The organism is Stenotrophomonas sp. FSL W7-1447 (genome assembly GCF_037966425.1).
In the GTDB taxonomy this organism is placed as follows: Bacteria; Pseudomonadota; Gammaproteobacteria; order Xanthomonadales; family Xanthomonadaceae; genus Stenotrophomonas; species Stenotrophomonas pavanii.
Window position 1 is genome coordinate 597735 of the sequence record NZ_CP150199.1, and the last position, 20009, is coordinate 617743.

The following is a 20009-nucleotide window of genomic DNA, read 5'->3' on the forward strand; positions in this document are numbered from 1 at the left end:
GGGGACATTTGCCCAGGCCCCTGCCTGTCCCGGCGGGGCCCTTCAGCCGCAGAGACGTCGGACGAAGACACGCGTGTGGCGGATGCATTCTGCGCGGCGCCGGACGGAGGCCCTTGCGTACGAATGTCCTCCGGCGCCGGCCGTTGGCCGTCACCTCCCCCTTTACTTCGTACGCAAGGGCATCCGCCCTGCGTTCGGAGTTCGTCGGCGCTTCCTTGAAGGGCGGCCGCGCGTGCTGCGCTCTCCTCACCGCACGCCGAGCCTCGTCGGGGCGGGCAGGGGTTTGGGCAAAGTAAAGGAGGAGGTGACGGCCAACGGCCGGCGCCGGGGGACATTTGCCCAGGCCCCTGCCTGTCCCGGCGGGGCCCCTCAGTTCGCAGAGACATCGGACGAAGACGCACTCCGGAATCCGGACGCCAGGCAAAAAAAGACCCGGCAGAGGGAGGGATCTGCCGGGTCCGGATTGCGTGGGGGGAGGGACCCACGCAATGAGCGTTGCGTCGCGTCAGTGGTTGTTCGCGTCCGCCGTTGATTCGTTGTAGCCCTGCACCAGTTCGGACCAGGCCTTGCTGGCCTGCAGGCCGAGACCGACCACGTCCTGCTGTGCCTGCCCCAGTCGCTGCAGGTTGTCCTGCCACAGCTGTGCACCTCTGGAGAGCGTCCCGGCCGCATCCTCGCCGCGGGCCAGTTCGCCGAGCCAGCCGCCGGTCGCGGTCAGGTTGCGCTCCATCACCTTCAGCTGCACGCCGAACACGCTTTCTGCGTTCTCCAACGCCAACCGATTCGCCCGCGTTGCGGCGGCGGCGAGCTGGCGGGTGGCATCACTGAAGCGATCGCTGAAGGCGGCGGCCATGGGGCATCAGGGAGTGGCTTGATGCAATGCAGCATACGCCGTTGATGCGGCAATGCAACAAAAATTACAAAGGCGCCCGAGGCGCCTTTGAAAACCCTTTCAGATCAGTGAGTTGATCAGCGGGTGGGCCCGCGGTAGCGACAGCCGGACGTGCAGGTTTCGTGCACGGTGATCTCGCTCAGCGCCGGCAGGCTGGGTTTGAGTTCGTTCCAGATCCACACCGCCAGGTTCTCGCTGGTCGGGTTCTCCAGGCCGGGGATGTCGTTGAGGTAGTGATGGTCCAGGCGGTCGTAGATCGGCTGGAAAGCCGCCTTCACGTCGCCGAAGTCCATGATCCAGCCGGTCTGCGCACCGGGTTCGCCCTCGACCTTCAGTTCCACCCGGAACGAGTGGCCGTGCAGGCGCGCGCACTTGTGCCCCGGCGGCACGTTGGGGAGGCGGTGCGCCGCCTCGAGCATGAAGACTTTGAAGATTTCCATGACGCGATTGTACGCCGCGGGCTGCCGGGCAGCCCGGGTGTGCCCCGGTCTTTCGTGAATAAATTCTTTTCATCCGGATGAAGAGATGATAGCTTCCCTTATATCCGTATGAAGAGATGTTATTGGCCGGGCCCGGCCAGGCATGGACTACTGCGGAACTTCGTCGCCCTTACCACCTCCCCCACATCGTCATGCCCAAGCACACCCTGCTCGTGGCGGCCCTGGCCGTCGCTCTGGCCGCGCCTTTGTCCGCCGCCGCCGAAACCTCCGCCGACGCCGTTGGCGACGCCAATACCCTGGCCGCCGTGCGCGTCACCGGTTCCAACATCAAGCGCACCGACACCGAGGCCTCCAACCCGGTGCAGGTGATCGGCCGCCAGCAGCTGGAACAGACCGGCAAGGCCACCGTGGCCGACATGCTGCGCTCGATCTCGGCCAATACCGGCAACGCTGCCAACGAAACCACCAACAACGGCTGGGCGTCCGGCTCGGCCGGCATCGGCCTGCGTGGCCTGTCGCAGAAGAACACGCTGGTGCTGCTCAACGGCCGTCGCCTGGCCAACTACGGTTTCCCGGCCGGTGGCCTGTCCGACACCTTCGTCGATCTCAACGCGCTGCCGCTGGTCGCGGTCGAGCGCATCGAAGTGCTCAAGGACGGCGCCTCCGCGGTGTACGGTTCCGACGCCGTGGCCGGCGTGGTCAACATCATCACCCGGCAGAACTTCGAAGGCGCCGAGATCGGCGGCAGCTTCGGCGGTGCCGACCAGGGCGGCCTGCACGAGCAGAACCTGAAGTTCGTCGGTGGCCTCGGTGATCTGGACACCGACGGCTACAACATCCTCTTCAGCCTGCAGGGCTACAACCGCGAGCGCCTGGACCAGGACGAACGCAATCTGACCAAGAGCGGCATCTACACCGACAAGCCCGGTGGCCGCTGGAACGGCTGGTCGGCCAAGGGCGCGCGCTACCTGGTCAACGGCGTGTCGGTGCCGATGCTCGATGCCAACGGCAACTGCCCGGCCGGCACCACCCGCGTTGCCAGCGCGCCGATCGATGGCCTGTCCGGTGATACCTGCGGCTTCAACCAGGCGCCGTTCACCACGCTGATTCCCTCGACCAAGCGCTACCAGGCCTATGCCAACGGCACCTTCCGCCTGAACGACAACGTCGAGGCCTTTGGCGAAGTGCTGTACAGCCAGATCAAGAGCGCCGCCTGGTTCGGCAGCAGCCCGTTCTTTACCCTGGAAAGCGGCCGCTTCGCGTTGAACGCCAACAGCGGCCTGGCCGAGCCGGTGTCGTCGCTGCTGCCGGCCAACAACCCGTACAACCCGTACGGCCGCGCGATTCCGATCGAATACACCTTCTTCGACCTCGGTGGCACCATCAAGACCAACCGCTCCACGGCCTACCGCGGTGTGTTCGGCCTGCGCGGCACCGCCGCAAACTGGGACTGGGAAGTGGCCGCGTTCGGTGCACGCAGCAGCGAGCGAGAGAGCGTGTCCGGCGGCTTTGCCAATCGCTGGGCGCTGGCCGATGCGCTGGCCACGGGCAGCTACAACCTGTTGAACCCGGCGGCCACGCCGCAGTCGGTGCGTGATTCGATCAACATCGCCACGCTGCGCCCGGCCGAATCCAAACTGCAGGGCGTCGACGCGAAGATCTCCGGCAGCCTGGGCCACACCTGGGCGGGTGAGATCGGCTTCGCGGCCGGTGCCGAATGGCGCCGCGAGAAGCTCGATTCCAACAACCCGTGGCAGATCGATGCCGGCCTGCAGGTGCGCCCGGCCATCGCCGAGGTGCATGGCCAGCGCCAGGTCACTGCCGCCTACGCCGAAGTGAATGTGCCGCTGGCCTCGACGCTGGAGCTGTCGGCCGCCGCGCGCGCCGACCACTACGACGATTTCGGCGATGCGTTCTCGCCGAAGATCGGCCTGCGCTGGCAGCCGCTGGATGTCCTGCTGGTGCGCGCCTCGGCGTCGAAGGGCTTCCGCGCGCCGTCGCTGTCGGAGAACTCCAACAGCACCAGCATCGCCTATGGCAGCGTGGTCGATCCGCGTGATCCGGACGTGCCGGGCTCGCGCCAGAGCCCGACCTTCTTCACCGTCGGCAACAACGCACTGAAGCCGGAGCGAACCAAGAGCGTGAACTTCGGCGTGGTGCTGTCGCCGTGGGCCAACACCAACCTCAGCGTGGACTACTACCGGATCCAGCTGGACAACCTGGTCGGCACCAACAACACCCAGACCCTGGTCAACGACAACGTGGCCGGCGCCGTGCAGCGCGACGAGCGCGGCAAGCTGCAGGCGGTCTACAACCGCTACCAGAACCTGAGCGAGCTGAAGACCTCGGGCATCGATGTCGAGCTGCGCCAGCGCATCCCGACCGCTGCACTGGGCGACTTCACCGTGTCCTCGGCCTACACCCACGTGCGCGACTACCGTCGCCCGACCGTGGTCGGCGGCCCGCTGGTCGATTACGCCGGCAGCAACCTCGGCGCGACCCTGCCCAAGGACAAGGCCACCACCACGCTGGACTGGAAGTACGGCGACTTCAACGCCGCGGTGACCTGGTACTACACCAGCAGCTACCGGCAGGAGGCCAGCACCGCCGCCAAGGCCGTGCAGCAGCGCGTCGGCAGCTACAGCCAGTACGACCTGTACCTGGGCTACACCGGCATCGACAAGCTGACGCTGTACGCCAAGGTGCAGAACCTGGCCGACAAGACGCCGCCGTACGACGCCTCGTTCCCGGGCATCCGCGCGCCCTACGACTTCAGCCAGTACGACCTGCGCGGCCGCTACTTCACGCTGGGCTTCGATTACCGCTTCTGATCCATCCGCTGCGGCCGGACTCTTCAGGGAGCCGGCCGCGCGACCGTCTGCCGTTGTGTCCTGGGGAGTCACCGTGTCCTTGCATCGTCGTGCCGTTCTTCCGTTGCTGATCGCCGCCGCCACCGCACTGTCCTCGCCACCGCCGGCGCAGGCACAGAGCGCCTACTTCTTCCCGCAGGCCACCGAGGCAGCGGCATTTGATGCGGCCATTCCCACGCCGGAGCAGTTCCTCGGTTACCCGATCGGCAGCCGTTACACCCGGCACGACCAGCTGGTGGCGTACTTCCAGGAACTGGCCAAGCGCTCGGACAAGATCAGCGTGCGCGAGATCGGCCGCAGCTATGAAGGTCGCCCGCTGTTGATCGCCACGGTGACCGCCGCCAGCAACCACGCACGCCTGGAACAGCTGCGCCAGCAGCACGCGACCCTGGCCGACCCGGCGCAGCCGCGCAGCGCTGCAGGGGACAGCCCGGTGGTGGTGTGGCTGGGTTACAGCGTGCATGGCAACGAGACCTCCAGCGCCGAGGCGGCGATGCTGACGGCGTACTACCTGGTGGCCAACCGCAGTGCCGAGACCCAGCAGTGGCTGCAGCAGGCGGTGGTGCTGTTCGACCCGGCACAGAATCCGGATGGCCGCGATCGCGCCGCCAACTGGCACAACGCCTGGGCCTCCGATCCAGCCTCTGCCGACCCGGCTGACAAGGAGCACGTCGAGCCGTTCCCGCAGGGCCGCACCAACCACTACTTCACCGATCTCAACCGCGACTGGCTGGCGCTGACCCAGCAGGACTCGCGGCCGAAGGTGGAGGTATTCCACCAGTGGTACCCGAACGTGCAGATCGACTTCCACGAGATGGGCAAGGACAGCACCTACTATTTCGAGCCCTCGCCGAAGAGCATGCATAGCCCGCTGATCCCGGCGGCCTCGTATGAATTCAACAAGACCCTGGCCAGGTACCACGCGCAGGCTTTGGATGCGCTGGGTTCGCTGTACTACACCGGCGAGAACTTCGACAACTTCTCGCCGGTGTACGGCTCTACCTATCCGGACTTCCATGGCGCCGTCGGCGTGACCGTCGAACAGGCCAGCTCGCGTGGCCGCGTGCAGGAATCGGTGAACGGCCTGCTGACCTTCCCGTTCACCATCCGCAACCAGGTCGCCACCGGGCTGGGCACCGTGCGCGGCGCGGTGGCCGAGCGCAGCGGCCTGTTCGACCTGCAGAAGCAGTTCTTCCAGAGCGCGCTGAAGCAGGCCGCACAGCAGCCGGTGAAGAGCTTCGTGTTCGGTGATGCGCATGATCCGGCCCTGACCCGCCGCCTGCTGGAACTGTTGTTGCTGCATCACATCGACGTGCGCGCGCTGGATCGTGCAGTCACTGTCGATGGGCAGCGCTTCGAGGCCGGCAGCGCCTACGTGGTGCCGGTGCAACAGGCGCAGTTCCGCCTGGTGCATTCGATCTTTGCCGAGACGCCGCCGATCAAGGGGGATGTGTTCTACGGCAGCACCAGCTATGCAATCGCACCGGCCTACGGCGTGGCCTTCGCCGGCAGTCGCAGCCGCGTCGACGGTGGCGCACGCGTGACCGCGCTGCCGGCGGAGCAGGGCGCGGTGCTGGGTGGCCAGGCCGGATTCGCCTATGCGATCGACTGGCGCGACTACAACGCCGGGCGCGTGCTGGCCGCATTGCAGGACAAGGGGGTGAACGCACGCGCCGCGTTCCAGCCGTTCACCACCGCCACCGCGCAGGGAGACGTCAGCTTCGCCGCCGGCAGCCTGGTGATTCCGGTGGCCGGACAGGCACTGCAGGGCGCGGCGTTGCTTGAGGCGGTGACCTCCGCCGCGCGCGCTGCCGGCGTGCAGGTGCATGCATTGTCCAGCGGACGCAGCCGCGAGGGCATCGACCTCGGCAGTGACGGCGTGAAAGCGCTGCGCAAGCCTGCGGTCGCGCTGGTGATGGGCGAGGGCGTGGCCGCCACCGAGATCGGATCGGCGTGGTTCCTGCTCGACCAGCAGCTGCGCCTGCCGGCCAGCAAGCTGGACCCCCAGCAGCTGGGCAAGGTGCCGCTGGATCGCTACACCACGATCGTGCTGTCCGGTGGCACCTACACAGGCATCGATGCCACGGCGGTGGCTGCCCTGAAGCGCTGGGTCCAGGCCGGTGGTTCACTGGTGACCTACGGCAGTGCCTCGAAGTGGGCGATCGAGCAGAAGCTGGCCGATGGCGAGACGCTTGGCAAGGAAGAAGACGCGGCTGATGCAAGCCGCCGCGCGTTCGGTGACCAGCGTGACATCGCCGCGATCGAACGGGTCAGCGGCAACATCCTCAGCGCCGATGTGGATACCAGCCATCCGCTGGCGTTCGGCGTGCCGCGCCGGCAACTGGCGGTCAACAAGGAAAACACGGTGACGTTGCAGCCGAGTACGAATCCGTTCTCGACGGTGGTGCGCATCGACACGCCCCCACGGGTGAACGGCTATCTGTCCGAGCGCAACCGCACGCGCGTGGCAGGCAGTGCGTGGTTGCTGGTATCGGCGCAGGGGCAGGGCAACGTGGTGCTGTTTGCCGATGACCCGGCGCATCGCAAGTACTGGCATGGCACGGATCGCCTGCTGATCAACGCGATCTTCTTCGGGAATCTGGTGAATCCGAGCAAGGCGCGGGGTTGAGGGGCTGCGCGCCTTGTTGACACGTGTGGGGAGGCCGGGCGGGCTGCGCGTGTTTTGCACCCACTGCCCTGCGCCGCCCCAAGCCAAACCATCCGCGTGCTTTCGCCCACGGTAGCCGGCAAAAAAAAGGACGGCGCGTCAGCGCCGTCCCTTGATAGCCCCCGCGCAGCGGGAAGCACCCTCCCTGTCAGCCGGGATCAGCCGGCGCGACCGCCGCCGCCACCCTGGCCGCGGCCACGGCCGCCACCGTTACCACCACCGCCCCGGCGCTGGCCCTGGCCGGCGCCTGCGCCTGCACGCTGCTGGCCGTTGCCACCGCCTTCGCGACGGCCGCCACCGGCCTTCTTCGGCCCGGCATGTGCATGGCGCGGCGCATCGCCGTGCGGACGGCGCGCGTGGCTCTTGCGCGGTGCACGCTCGCCGGTATCGTGCTCGGCCTTGCCCGGTGCACTGTTGCCCCAGCGGATCGGCGTCTGCAGCTCGAAGCCCGGCACATCGCGGATATCCATGTCGCGGCCCAGCAGGCGCACGATCGCGCGCAGCAGCTTCACCTCATCCTGCGCCACCAGCGAGATCGCCTGGCCGGTCGCGCCATTGCGGCCGGTACGGCCGATGCGGTGCACGTAGTCCTCGGCCACCATCGGCAGGTCGAAGTTGATCACCTTCGGCAGCTCGTTGATGTCGATGCCACGCGCGGCGATGTCGGTCGCCACCAGCACCGTCACGCGGCCGGCCTTGAAGTCGCCCAGCGCACGCAGGCGCTGGCCCTGGCTCTTGTTGCCGTGGATGGCCGCCGTCTTGATGCCCGACTTTTCCAGGAAGGTGGCCAGCTTGTCACTGCCGTGCTTGGTGCGGGCGAACACCAGGGTCTGCTCGCGGCTGTCCTGCGCCAGCAGGTGCAGCAGCAGGTCGCGCTTGCGGCCGGCATCGACCGGATGCACGCGGTGGGTGATGGTTTCGGCCACGGTGTTCTTCGGCGTTACCTGGATCTGCTCCGGGTTGCGCATGAACTCCAGCGCCAGCTGGCGGATGTTGTCCTCGAAGGTGGCCGAGAACAGCAGGGTCTGGCGGTTCTGCTTCGGCAGCTTGGCCAGGATGCGCTTGATCGACGGCAGGAAGCCCATGTCGAGCATGCGGTCGGCTTCGTCCAGCACCAGCAGTTCGATGCCGGACAGGTCGACGCTGCGACGCTCCAGGTGGTCGATCAGGCGGCCCGGGCAGGCCACCAGCAGGTCCACGCCACGGCGCAGGATGTCCAGCTGGTTGCCCATGCCGACGCCGCCATAGATGCAGGCGCTGGGGATGCGCAGGTACTTGCTGTAGCCGCGCAGGCTGTCATGCACCTGGGTGGCCAGTTCGCGGGTCGGGGCCAGGATCAGCGCGCGCGGCTTGCGCGGGCCGCTGCGCACTTCCTGCGAGGCGGTGCCCAGGTGCTGCAGCAGCGGCAGGCCGAAAGCGGCGGTCTTGCCGGTGCCGGTCTGTGCGCCGGCCAGCAGGTCGCGACCGGCCAGCGCCAGCGGGATCGCCTGCTGCTGGATCGGGGTCGGGTTTTCGTAACCCTGCTCGGCAAGCGCACGCAGCAGGAAGGGCGCCAGGCCCAGCGATTCAAAAGACATTGAGATTGCTCCAGGTACAAGAAACGCCTGACCGAACGGACAGGCGGGGGCAGATCAAACTGATCGGCTGACTCGGAGCGTTCCCGTGAACCGCGCTGCGAGAATTGGGTGCAGCCGGCACGAAGCGCAGGCTGGAATGCGTGACGAACGGCGTCGGAGTGGGGGCGGGCGAAGAGGGCGGACCCTGGTCGCCGGCGGTCCCGGAGGGAAACGGACGGCCGCTGCAGACCCTGCAAGTCTAAACGATGTTTGAGACTTCACGCAAAAAGGCCTGTTCAGGTAGGGGGTCTCTGCAGGGCTGCGCCCTGCACCTGCAGAGGCCAGGGCAACGGCAAAAGCTGATTTCCTGTGGGATGGCGGGGTGGGTCCGGTGGCAGGGGACGCTGCAAGTACGTCCATGTAAGCTCGGTCGCCGCATCCATGCGGCTCACGCCCCTGCCACCGGACCCACCCCGCCTTCGACAGTTTCCTGCGATCTGTCGGAATGGCATGGGGTCAGATCCGTTTCCCGCAGGAAAACGGATCTGACCGCGGAATTTCATTCGACATCTGACAGGTTTCATCCACGCATGGCGTGCATCTACTGGCCACCGGCCCACTGTCGAAGGCGGGGTACTGTGGGTTTGCGAGGTGTGAGCGGCATGGATGCCGCGACCAAGCCCCCACGGATGGGTTTACGGCGTCCCCGCAAACCCACAGTGCCTCGCCATTCCACGGAATGTCCGCTGTTGCTGTTGCATCGGCCGTTGCCTTGGCTTGAAGCAGGTGCAGGGCTGCAAGCCCTGCCGAACCCCTACCTACGGTAGGGTGGGCCGATGCCGCGCTGCAGCTTGGCGTCGCCGCAGATTTGATTACACTTGAAACTTGTTTGCCCACGACTCCGGACACCCACCATGAAGCTTGGTTCCTTGAAGGAAGGCGGCCGCGACGGCACCCTGATCGTTGTCTCGCGCGACCTGCGCCACGGCGTGCGCGCCACCGGCATTGCCGCCACCCTGCAGCAGGCTTTGGAGGACTGGAGCCACATCGCGCCGCGCCTGAACGCCCTGTACGAATCGCTCAACGCCGGTGACGCCGATGGCGTGTTCGACCTTGATCCGCAGGCGCTGGCTGCGCCGATGCCGCGCGCTTATGAATTCGTCGACGGCAGCGCCTACCTGCCGCACGTCGAGCGCGTGCGCCGTGCCCGTGGCGCCGAGGTGCCGGAGAGCTTCTACACCGATCCGCTGATGTACCAGGCCACCAGCGCCGGCTTCTACGGCCCGCGTGACGCGGTCAAGGTGGTCAGCGAGGACTACGGTATCGACCTGGAAGCGGAGATCGTGGTGATCACCGACGACGTGCCGATGGCGGCGACCCCGGAACAGGCCGCCGGCCACATCCAGTTGATCGGCCTGGTCAACGATGTCTCGCTGCGCAACCTGATCCCGGGCGAGCTGGCCAAGGGCTTCGGCTTCCTGCAGTCCAAGCCGCGCTCGGCGCTGTCGCCGGTGTTCGTCACCCCTGACGAGCTGGGCGCTGCGTGGCAGGACAGCAAGGTACACCTCCCGCTGCTGACCCACATCAACGGCCAGTGGTTCGGTGCGCCGGAAGCGGGCGTGGACATGCAGTTCAATTTCGCCCAGCTGGTTTCGCATGCGGCCAAGACCCGTCCGCTGGGCGCTGGCACCATCGTCGGCTCCGGCACCATCGCCAACGAGGACACCAGCAAGGGCGCCTCGTGCTTCGCCGAGCAGCGCGTGGTGGAGACCCTGCGCGATGGCAAGCCGAGCACGCCGTTCATGTCCTTCGGCGACGTGGTCCGCATCGAGATGCTCGATGGCGCGGGCGACAGCATCTTCGGTGCGATCGAGCAGCGCATCGAACAGGCGGCCAGGCCCTGAGCATGGAGGCGGCGATGGAGATCCCGGTCGACGACGGCATCGTGCTGTACACCTACTGGCGATCCAGCGCCGCCTACCGCGTGCGCATCGGCCTGGAGCTGAAGGGCCTGGCCTGGGAGGCCCGGCCGGTGCATCTGGTGCGCGACGGTGGCGAGCAGCACAGGGATGCCTATCGGGCGCTCAACCCGCAGCAGCAGGTGCCGACCCTGCTGCATGAGGGGCATGTGCTGACCCAGTCGCTGGCGATCCTCGAATACCTGGACGAGCGCTTTCCGCAGGTACCGCTGCTGCCGGCCGACGCCGCCGGCCGCGCGCGGGTGCGGGCGCTGGCCCAGCTGGTGGCCTGCGACATCCACCCGATCAACAACCTGCGGGTGATGCAGTACCAGGAACGCAGTCTGCAGCTGCCGGCCGATGCACGCACGCAGTGGACGCTGCACTGGATCGCCGAGGGCTTTGCGGCGATGGAAGCGCTGTTGGCCAACAGCCGTGACACCGGCGCCTTCTGTCATGGCGACCGCCCCGGCCTGGCCGACATCTGCCTGTTGCCGCAGCTGTACAACGCCCACCGCTTCGGCCTGGACCTGGCACCGTACCCGACCCTGCGCCGCATCGAAGCGGCCTGCCAAGCGCTGGACGCATTCGACCGCGCGCGCCCGGAACACCAGCTCGACGCCGCCTGAAAAAAAGGGGACGGAGGGGATTAAGTCGTATATGCACTTACGACTTAATCCCCTCCGTCCCCTTTCTGCCGCAAACGGGCCAAGTCATCGCGGAACACCCGGTAGGCGTCCTCGCGGCGCGCATCGTCGGCCTGCCGTAACACCCACGCCGGGTGCACGGTGGCGTAGCCGCGCGTGCCGTCTTCGAGGGTGCGCCAGCGTCCGCGGTCGCGCGAGAGGTCGAAGTCACGACCGAATACCGAGGCTGCCGCTGTCGCGCCCAGGCACACGATCACCCGGGGCCGCACACGCGCGATCTCCCCCATCAGCCAGGGGCGGCAGGCCTGGATGTGGCGGCTTTCCGGTCGCTTGTGCAGCCGCACCTTGCCGCGCCGCTCATGGTGGAAGTGCTTCACCGCGTTGGTGAGGTACAGCTGGGCGCGATCGATTCCCAGCTCCGCCAGTGCGCGGTCCAGCACCTGGCCGGCGGGTCCTGCGAACGGCTGCCCGCGCAGATCCTCGGTGTCGCCGGGTTGTTCTCCGACCAGCATCACCTCGGCCCCTGCCGGCCCCTGCCCGAATACGGTCTGCGTGGCCTGCTCCCACAACGGGCACTGGCGGCAGGCGCTGGCCTGTCCGCGCAGATTCTCCAGACTGCTGGCATCGGTTGCCGGCGCCGCAGCGTTCGCACGTGGGGGAATCCTGCGTTGCGGCGCCTGCGCCGGCCGGTCATGCATCTCCTGCACGCGGTCGGCTGCATCGCGCACCAGGCGCGGCAGCAACTGTGCTTCAGGCAGATGGCGCCAGTACTTGGCCGGCATCTCCTGCATCATCATCCGAGTGTTGAGTCGCGCCGGATTGAAGATGCTGGCGTAGTAGGTCTGCCACAGCGACTCGCGTGCATCCTCGGCCGGGGCATCCTCGCGCCGTGCACCGGGGCCGAAGGCAAGCGCCTGCCCATCCCAGGCGACGCTGCGCGAAGGAGTGAGGATGGCCCAGCGCATGCCGGTGAAACGACGCGCGAAGAACGGCGCGACCCGGTCGACGATGTGGTGCTGTGGCTCGAACCAGGCGATGAACGCATCAGGCTGGCCAGGCACCTCGCGGAAGCGCACGAATGCCTTCATCTTGTGCGTGTCACGGCGGACGGCCTGGGCAAGGGCCGTCGCGCGCAGGACATCGGCGTCGGCGGGGTTGCTCAGCACTGATCGCTCGCCATGGGCGATGCGCCACAGCAGGCGATACAGCAAGGCCAGGCGCTGGGGATCGCGATGGCACAGGCAGGTGGCCGCCAGTTCCAGGAAGTCACGTGGAACGTTGGGTGCTCCGGCATCGGCACGTATCGGCGCCTGCTGCACGGCCGGCGCATCCAGCAGCGAGGTGTCGCTCCCTTCCAGCCAGTCCAGTTGAGGCGGGGCCACGCCGCGCAGCAACGCTTCGCGCGCAGCATCGCGCCAGGCCTGCAGCGACCACGGCGGATCCACCCGCAGCGACCAGCGCTGCGCGTCAGGATGCAGACGGGGCATCGAACAGCGAACCCTGGCGCGGAGGCGGGGCCAGCTGCGCGCGCAGCGCCGCCGGATCGTCCAGTGCTTTGCGCGGGTGATGGTCGGCCAGCAGCACGAACGGCAGCAGCTTGCTCATCGATGCTTTCAGGCGCGCGATGTCGGCCACGCGCAGCCGCCCGTGGCGGCGTGCCATCAGCACGCGCTTGACGTTGCGCACGCCAAGGCCTGGCACGCGCAGCAGCATTTCCTTCGGTGCCCGGTTCAGATCGACCGGAAAGCGCTCGGGATGGCGGATCGCCCAGGCCATCTTGGGGTCGATATCCAGGTCGAGCATGCCGTCCTGGGTGGTATCGGTAATCTCATCCACGCCGTAGCCGTAGAAGCGCAGCAGCCAGTCAGCCTGGTAAAGGCGATGTTCGCGCTGCAGCGGTGGCGGCTGCAGTGGCAGCTGCCGGCTGGCGTCCGGAATCGGGCTGAACGCGGAGTAGTAGACCCGGCGCATGCGGTAGTTGCCGTACAGGCTGTCGGCGCTGGCCAGGATCTGCTGGTCGTTTGCCCCGTCCGCGCCGACGATCATCTGGGTGCTCTGCCCGGCCGGTGCGAAACGGGGAGGGCGCGGGCGAGCGCTGCGGCTGGCCGTCGGTGCCACCGCTGCAGGGGCCTTGCGAGCTTCCTTGGCTTCGTCGATGCGCCAGCGCAGTTCGCCCATCGCGCCTCGGATCGAATGCACCGTCTTCTCCGGCGCCAAGGCGCTCAGGCCGGCTTCGGTGGGCAGTTCCACGTTGATGGACAGGCGGTCGGCATAGCGCCCGGCGCTGGCCAGCAGTTCCGGCGAGGCCTCGGGAATGGTCTTGAGATGGATGTAGCCGGCGTAGCGGTGTTTTTCGCGCAGCTGCCGGGCCACTTCCACCATCTGTTCCATGGTGTAGTCCGCATTGCGGATGATGCCGCTGGACAGGAACAGGCCCTCGATGTAGTTGCGCTTGTAGAAGTCCAGGGTGAGCGTGACCACCTCGTCCACGCTGAAACGCGCGCGGGCCACGTTGCTGGAGACCCGGTTCACGCAATAGGCGCAGTCGTAAATGCAGAAGTTGGTCAGCAGGATCTTCAGCAATGACACGCAGCGGCCATCGGGCGTGTAGCTGTGGCAGATGCCCATGCCCTCGGTGCTGCCGATACCGCCACTGGCGCGCGAATCGCGCTTGCCCGAGCCGCTGGAGGCGCAGGAGGCATCGTACTTGGCGGCATCGGCCAGAATGGCCAGCTTGCGGATGGTTTCCATTGAAGAAACCTACGGATGACGGGTCTCATTGGATGAGACCGCCCCTGAATTCTTCAGAAAAAGGGGACGGAGGGGATTAAGTCGCAAGTGCACAAACGACTTAATCCCCTCCGTCCCCTTTTTCGTGGGATCAGAAGCCGTGGGTGATGCTGGGCGCGCCTGCCGAGAAGTCCGCGTACGGGTCGTGCTCGCCGCTGCTGCCTTCGGACAGGCGGAACTTCAGGGCCAGGCCATCGCGCGAGTCGGCCGCGCGCAGCGCTTCCTCCTGCTCGATGGTGCCGGCCTTGGCCAGCCGGAACAGGCACTGGTCGAAGCTCTCCATGCCTTCTTCCAGCGAGGCTTCCATCGCGGCCTTGATTTCGTGCACCTGGCCGCGGCGCAGCAGGTCGCGGATCATCGGCGTGTTGATCAGCACCTCGGTGGCCGGCAGGCGTCGGCCCTCCTTGTTCTTCACCAGGCGCTGGCTGATCACTGCGCGCAGGTTCAGCGCCAGGTTCATCAGCACGTTCTTGTGCGCGCTTTCCGGGAAGAAGTTGAGGATGCGCTCGATGGTCTGGTCGGCGTTGTTGGAGTGCAGGGTCGCCAGGCACAGGTGGCCGGTCTCGGCGAAGGCGATCGCCGCCTCCATCGTTTCCGCATCCAGGATCTCGCCGATCAGGATCACGTCCGGCGCTTCGCGCATCGCGTTCTTCAGCGCGTTGTGGAAGGCATGGGTGTCCAGGCCGACCTCGCGCTGGTTGACGATCGACATCTTGTGCTTGTGCAGGTACTCGATCGGGTCCTCGATGGTGAGGATGTGACCGGTGGTGGTGCTGTTGCGGTGGTCGATCATCGACGCCAGCGAGGTGGACTTGCCGGAGCCGGTGGACCCCACCACCAGCACCAGCCCGCGCGGGGTCATGATGACGTCCTTCAGCACCTGTGGAAGGTTCAGCTCCTCGATGCTCGGGATCCGGCTGCGGATGGCGCGGATGACCATGCCGACCTCGCCCCGCTGCTTGAACACGTTGACGCGGAAGCGCCCGGCGTCGGGCAGGGCGATGGCCATGTTGAGCTCGAGCTCTCGCTCGAACTGCGGCACCTGGCCCTCGTCCATCAGCGAGTAGGCAATCTTCTTCACCATGCCTGGCGGCAGGCCGGTGTTGCCCAGCGGATAGAGCTTCCCCTCGATCTTGATGTAGACCGGTGCCCCGGTGGTCAAAAACATGTCCGAAGCGTTCTTTTCGGTCATCAGCTTCAGGAAGTAGCCGATATCCATTGCGAATTTTCCCCAACGAAACGGCCGACGCCCGTTGCCAGCACGGTGTCGGCTTGACGACAATGGCCGCGAACCGACAACCGGTACGGCCTCCCCAATGAAACGACTTAGCTTCGCACGAATGCGCCATGGCCTGTATGTGATGGCGTTTGCATTCGCACTGTCTGCCCCCGCCTGGGCGCAGGACGCCGCCCTTGAACTGGCGCAGGCCCGGCAGGCGGTCGACAAGGCCACCCAGGCCGATGCCGACCAGTACGCCCCGGACCTGATCGGACTGGCCCGGCAGGGGCTGGAGCAGGCCCAGCGCGCCGCGGGCGACCGCCGCGAGCGCAAGAATGCGCCGGCAATGGCCCTGCGCGCCGCCGCCGATGCCGACCTGGCCCGCGTCCGCAGCGAGGAAGCCACCGTCAGCGCGCAGCTGCAGCTGCGCCGCAACGAGGTCAACCAGCTGCAACGCCAGCTGTCGACCGGGGAGGACCGCCGGTGAAGCCGATGACCGCCGCAACCCTGGCCGCGCTGCTGGCGCTGCCGACCCTGGCCGTGGCCGCCGACAACCCGATGGTGGCGCAGCTGAGCCAGCGCCTGATGGCCATCCAGGCCAACCCGGATACCGCTGAGCTGGGCGCCTTCGAGCGCATGCAGGCGCAGCAGGCCATCGCGAACCTGGACAAGGCCAAGCGCCGTGACCAGGAGCTGGCCACCTACCTGGCCGAGCGCCGGGTGGAGATTGCCGAGACCGCAGTGCGCACTGCGCTGGCCGCCCGCGAGGTCGACCGCCTGGAGCGCACCCGCAGCGACCTGCTGATCGAGGCCAGCCGCCGCGATGCCGCCCGTGCCCGCCAGGAAGCCGAACAGCTGCGCATGCAGGCGCAGATGCAGGCCGAGGAAGCTGAACGCCTGCGCCAGGCCGCCGAGGCCGAAACCCTGGCCCGCCAGGACGCCGAAAACGCCCTGACCAGCGTGGCCGGCAAGCAGCAGCAGCGCCTCAGCGCCGCCCAGCAGAACGCCGCCAAGCTGGCCCGCGAGGAGGCCGAGCTGGTGTCGGGCCAGAAGCTGCCGGGTTCGAAGTTCGATGCGCGCGGTGAGGTCTTCACCTTCGGGGGCGACGCGTTCGCTGCAGGTGCGTCCAGCCTGTCTGGCGGCGCCCGCAACCAGGCCAAGGCGCTCGCCGAGTACCTGAACATCGGCAAGAAGGGCCGCCTGCGCATCGAGGCCTACGACAGTGCCAACGGCGTGGGCCAGAAGCGTGCCGAAGCGTTGCGCGACGCCCTGGTCGCGGCCGGTGTCGCCAGCAACCGCATCCAGGTCAGCGGCAAGAAGGCTGCGTCCACCCGGGCGCGCTCGGCCGAGGTCATCATCGCGCCGTAATGCATTGATATTGTTTGTTTTTCGTTGCAATGAGCATTCAGCCTGAACCCCGCCCCGGCGGGGTTCGGTCTTTTTGTCGCAGGGGTCTTGTACCCCGCCCTGAGCAGGCGTAGGGTCAATCGTCCGGGACGCAATGCCGCGGACCGGACGATGGGAGGGCCGGGCCGATGCAAGCAGGGCGCGAACCGCAGCAGATCGACGTGCGCAGGCCAGTGCCGCAGGTCGTTGCAGGCGTCCAGGTGGCCATCGACCGGCACTCCTCCATGAACAACGCCCCGTGCCTTGCGGCCGGGGCGTTCGTGTATCTGTCGAAGGAGGTCCATCATGTTTGAAGATCAGCCCCAGAGCGAGATCGACGCCCGTCGCGCGCGTGATCCGGAGTTCAGGGCACTCCATGACCAGCACCGCAAGTTGAACAAGAAGTGCATGGACGCGGAGTTGGGTGTACTCCCGATCGATGATGTCACCCTGGGTCGCATGAAGCGTGAGAAGCTGCTGGCCAAGCAACGTCTTCTGCGAATGTACGAAACACCGCTCCCAACGACGTCCCCCACGCTTTGACGCACTCCGTCGCGCCCGGAACGGCGTGACCCGGCCATCGATGGCCCCGCCGGGCGCTTCTGCCCCGGCATCGCGGCACCGCCGATGAGGCGGCCGCGCCAAGGCACCACAGGCGGTGGTGCCTTGGTCTCCAGGCACCACTCACCGATGCGGGCGGTACCGGTCTCCTCGTCGATCCGGGGCCGCCCGCATCCCTTTACGGGGCCGGCGGGCGGCATCTCCGCGCCGACCTGACATTCAGCGCCATCCGTCGGATAATCATCGGTCCGGCCCTGCGTGGCGCGAATCGAAAGTCCTCCGAATGCCCATCCATTCTTCCGTCCTCGAACTCATCGGCCAGACCCCGATCGTCAAGGCCCAGCGCCTGGACACCGGTGTCTGCGAGCTCTACCTGAAGCTGGAGAGCGCCAATCCGGGCGGATCGATCAAGGATCGCATCGGCCTGTCGATGATCGAGGCGGCGGAGCAGCGGGGTGACCTGAAGCCGGGCGCGACCCTGGTCGAGGGGACCGCCGGCAACACCGGCCTGGGCCTGGCACTGGTGGCCCAGCAGAAGGGCTACAAGCTCATCCTAGTTGTTCCCGACAAGATGAGCCGGGAAAAGATCTTCAACCTGAAGGCGATGGGCGCCGAAGTGCGCCTGACCCGTTCGGACGTCGCCAAGGGCCACCCGGAGTACTACCAGGATCTGGCCAAGACCATCGCCGAGCAGACCCCGGGCGCCTACTTCATCAACCAGTTCGGCAACCCGGACAACCCGGCCGCGCATGAGTTCGGCACCGGCCCGGAGATCCTCGAGCAGATGGGCGGCGACCTCGACGCCATCGTGTTCGGCTGCGGCAGCTCCGGCACCATGACCGGCCTGTCGCGCGCGTTCGCCAGGCTGTCGCCGAAGACCGAGCTGGTGCTGGCCGATCCGGTCGGCTCAATCCTGGCCGAATACATCAACGATGGCGTGCTCAACGACAAGTCGGGCAGCTGGCTGGTGGAAGGCATCGGCGAGGACTTCCTGCCGTCGATTTCCGACTTCAGCCGCGTCAAGAAGGCTTATGCGATCAGCGATGCCGAGAGCTTCCATACTGCGCGCGAGCTGCTGGGCAAGGAAGGCATCCTCGGCGGTTCGTCCACCGGCACCCTGCTGGCCGCGGCACTGAAGTACTGCAAGGAGCAGACCACCCCGAAGAAGGTGCTGGTGCTGGTCTGCGATACCGGCAACAAGTACCTGTCGAAGATGTACAACGACTACTGGATGCTGGACAACGGCTTCCTGCAGCGCCCGCAGCACGGCGACCTGCGCGACCTGATCCTGCGCCCGTACGGCCAGCGCGACACCGTGGTGATCGGCCCGAACGACCTGCTGACCACCGCCTACCAGCGCATGAAGCTGTACGACGTGTCGCAGCTGCCGGTGATGGACGGTGACCAGCTGGTCGGCATCGTCGACGAAAGCGACGTGCTGCTGCATGTCTATGGCGATGAAGCGCGCTTCCGAGACACCGTGGCCACCGCGATGGTCAGCAAGCTGGACCGGCTGGACGTGAAGTCGCCGATCGAGGCCCTGCTGCCGGTGTTCGACCGCGGCCAGGTGGCGATCGTGATGGACGGTGACGCCTTCCTCGGCCTGATCACCCGCATCGACCTGCTGAACTATCTGCGCCGTCGCGTGCAGTAAGGCGCGGATCGCTGCAGATCGCCACTGAATTCCGGTTTATTTGCGTCAAAGCTTGTTAAGGCTGCGCTGATAGACTCCCGATCCTTTGACGGCGCCGCACGTCGGCGCCATTCAGGAAACGACATGTCCAACTCCTCTTCGCCCGACCGCGCGCTGGCCCTGGCCACGCTGGCCATCCACGGTGGCCAGTCGCCCGATCCCAGCACCGGTGCGGTGATGCCGCCGATCTACGCCACCTCGACCTATGCCCAGTCCAGCCCGGGCGAGCACCAGGGCTTCGAGTACTCGCGTACCCACAACCCGACCCGCTTCGCCTATGAGCGCTGCGTGGCCTCGCTGGAAGGCGGTACCCGCGGCTTCGCCTTTGCTTCCGGCATGGCGGCCAGCTCGACCGTGATCGAGCTGCTGGACGCCGGCAGCCACGTGGTGGCGATGGACGATATCTACGGCGGCAGTTTCCGCCTGTTCGAGCGCGTGCGCCGCCGCACCGCCGGGCTGGACTTCAGCTTCGTCGACCTGACCGATCTGGCGGTATTTGAAGCTGCCATCACGCCGAAGACGAAGATGGTGTGGATCGAGACCCCGACCAACCCGATGCTGAAGATCGTCGACATCGCTGCGGTGGCCGCCATCGCCAAGCGCCACGGCCTGATCGTGGTGGTCGACAACACCTTTGCCTCGCCGATGCTGCAGCGCCCGCTGGAGCTGGGCGCGGACCTGGTCCTGCATTCGGCCACCAAGTACCTCAACGGTCACTCGGACATGGTCGGCGGCATGGTCGTGGTCGGTGATGATGCCGACCTGGCCGAGCAGATGGCGTTCCTGCAGAACTCGGTGGGTGGCGTGCAGGGACCGTTCGACAGCTTCCTGGCCCTGCGCGGCCTGAAGACCCTGCCGCTGCGGATGAAGGCACACTGCGCCAACGCGCTGGCGCTGGCGCAGTGGCTGGAAAAGCACCCGGCGGTGGAAAAAGTGATCTACCCGGGCCTGCCCTCGCACCCGCAGCATGAGCTGGCCGGCAAGCAGATGGCCGGCTTCGGTGGCATCGTCTCGATCGTGCTGAAGGGCGGGTTCGAGGCGGCCAAGCGCTTCTGCGAGAAGACCGAACTGTTCACCCTGGCCGAGTCGCTGGGCGGCGTGGAAAGCCTGGTGAACCATCCGGCGGTGATGACGCATGCCTCGATCCCGGTCGCGCGCCGGGAGCAGCTGGGGATCAGCGATGCGCTGGTGCGGCTGAGCGTGGGTGTGGAGGAGCTGGGGGATCTGCAGGTGGATCTGGAGAGGGCGCTGGCGTGAGTGCGCCTATCCTGGCAATTGCAGCGGGCAGAGGTTGTGTTCACGTTTGCCGCCCAAACCCTAAGACGAATT

At 66.9% G+C, this 20009-nt stretch carries 15 protein-coding genes; 9 read left to right on the top strand and 6 right to left on the bottom strand.

Annotated features, from left to right (window positions below; genetic code table 11):
• Window positions 1-505: 505 nt before the first annotated feature.
• On the bottom strand, window positions 506-853 hold the full coding sequence (locus tag NSQ78_RS02750) for a phasin family protein (RefSeq protein ID WP_049466358.1): 348 nt from the start codon (window positions 851-853) through the stop codon (window positions 506-508).
• A gap of 116 nt (window positions 854-969) precedes the next feature.
• Window positions 970-1332 (bottom strand): 6-carboxytetrahydropterin synthase QueD, encoded by a 363-nt coding sequence (gene queD / locus NSQ78_RS02755; protein ID WP_053462085.1) that lies wholly within the window; start codon window positions 1330-1332, stop codon window positions 970-972.
• Window positions 1333-1523: 191 nt separating this feature from the next.
• Between queD and NSQ78_RS02760 the strand changes: the two genes are divergently transcribed.
• Both NSQ78_RS02760 and NSQ78_RS02765 read left to right on the top strand, forming a co-directional pair.
• On the top strand, window positions 1524-4163 hold the full coding sequence (locus NSQ78_RS02760) for a TonB-dependent receptor (RefSeq protein WP_064237582.1): 2640 nt from the start codon (window positions 1524-1526) through the stop codon (window positions 4161-4163).
• Between the two features lie 73 nt (window positions 4164-4236).
• Window positions 4237-6831, top strand: coding sequence for a M14 family zinc carboxypeptidase (locus NSQ78_RS02765; RefSeq protein WP_064239602.1), 2595 nt, complete (start codon window positions 4237-4239; stop codon window positions 6829-6831).
• Window positions 6832-7028: 197 nt separating this feature from the next.
• Here NSQ78_RS02765 and NSQ78_RS02770 read toward each other — a convergent pair whose 3' ends face one another.
• Window positions 7029-8447, bottom strand: coding sequence for a DEAD/DEAH box helicase (locus tag NSQ78_RS02770; protein WP_057494090.1), 1419 nt, complete (start codon window positions 8445-8447; stop codon window positions 7029-7031).
• Window positions 8448-9340: 893 nt separating this feature from the next.
• Here NSQ78_RS02770 and NSQ78_RS02775 point away from each other — a divergent pair.
• Window positions 9341-10330, top strand: a complete 990-nt coding sequence (locus NSQ78_RS02775) for a fumarylacetoacetate hydrolase family protein (RefSeq protein ID WP_057494091.1) — start codon at window positions 9341-9343, stop codon at window positions 10328-10330.
• A gap of 14 nt (window positions 10331-10344) precedes the next feature.
• Complete coding sequence (gene maiA, locus NSQ78_RS02780; RefSeq protein WP_064237583.1) at window positions 10345-11013, top strand: maleylacetoacetate isomerase; 669 nt, start codon at window positions 10345-10347, stop codon at window positions 11011-11013.
• 44 nt (window positions 11014-11057) lie between these two features.
• Here maiA and NSQ78_RS02785 read toward each other — a convergent pair whose 3' ends face one another.
• The 3 genes from NSQ78_RS02785 to NSQ78_RS02795 form a co-directional block, all read right to left on the bottom strand.
• Window positions 11058-12518, bottom strand: a complete 1461-nt coding sequence (locus NSQ78_RS02785; RefSeq protein WP_064237584.1) for a UdgX family uracil-DNA binding protein — start codon at window positions 12516-12518, stop codon at window positions 11058-11060.
• Window positions 12499-13782, bottom strand: a complete 1284-nt coding sequence (locus NSQ78_RS02790) for a putative DNA modification/repair radical SAM protein (protein WP_064237585.1) — start codon at window positions 13780-13782, stop codon at window positions 12499-12501. Before NSQ78_RS02790 ends, NSQ78_RS02785 begins: the two co-directional genes overlap by 20 nt.
• A gap of 130 nt (window positions 13783-13912) precedes the next feature.
• A complete protein-coding gene (locus NSQ78_RS02795) occupies window positions 13913-15040 on the bottom strand; it encodes a PilT/PilU family type 4a pilus ATPase (RefSeq protein WP_049416904.1) in 1128 nt (375 codons plus the stop codon).
• 121 nt (window positions 15041-15161) lie between these two features.
• On the opposite strand from NSQ78_RS02795, the gene NSQ78_RS02800 reads away from it, so the two are divergent.
• From NSQ78_RS02800 to NSQ78_RS02820, 5 genes are all read left to right on the top strand, one after another.
• Complete coding sequence (locus NSQ78_RS02800) at window positions 15162-15527, top strand: DUF4398 domain-containing protein (RefSeq protein ID WP_019660954.1); 366 nt, start codon at window positions 15162-15164, stop codon at window positions 15525-15527.
• Window positions 15524-16408, top strand: coding sequence for an OmpA family protein (locus tag NSQ78_RS02805; protein ID WP_080473096.1), 885 nt, complete (start codon window positions 15524-15526; stop codon window positions 16406-16408). The genes NSQ78_RS02800 and NSQ78_RS02805 overlap by 4 nt, the downstream gene beginning before the upstream one ends.
• 324 nt (window positions 16409-16732) lie before the next feature.
• Complete coding sequence (locus NSQ78_RS02810; RefSeq protein WP_005407964.1) at window positions 16733-16969, top strand: YdcH family protein; 237 nt, start codon at window positions 16733-16735, stop codon at window positions 16967-16969.
• 301 nt (window positions 16970-17270) lie between these two features.
• On the top strand, window positions 17271-18641 hold the full coding sequence (locus NSQ78_RS02815; protein ID WP_049416902.1) for a pyridoxal-phosphate dependent enzyme: 1371 nt from the start codon (window positions 17271-17273) through the stop codon (window positions 18639-18641).
• 123 nt (window positions 18642-18764) lie between these two features.
• Window positions 18765-19937, top strand: coding sequence for a cystathionine gamma-synthase (locus NSQ78_RS02820; protein ID WP_064237586.1), 1173 nt, complete (start codon window positions 18765-18767; stop codon window positions 19935-19937).
• Window positions 19938-20009: the final 72 nt, after the last annotated feature.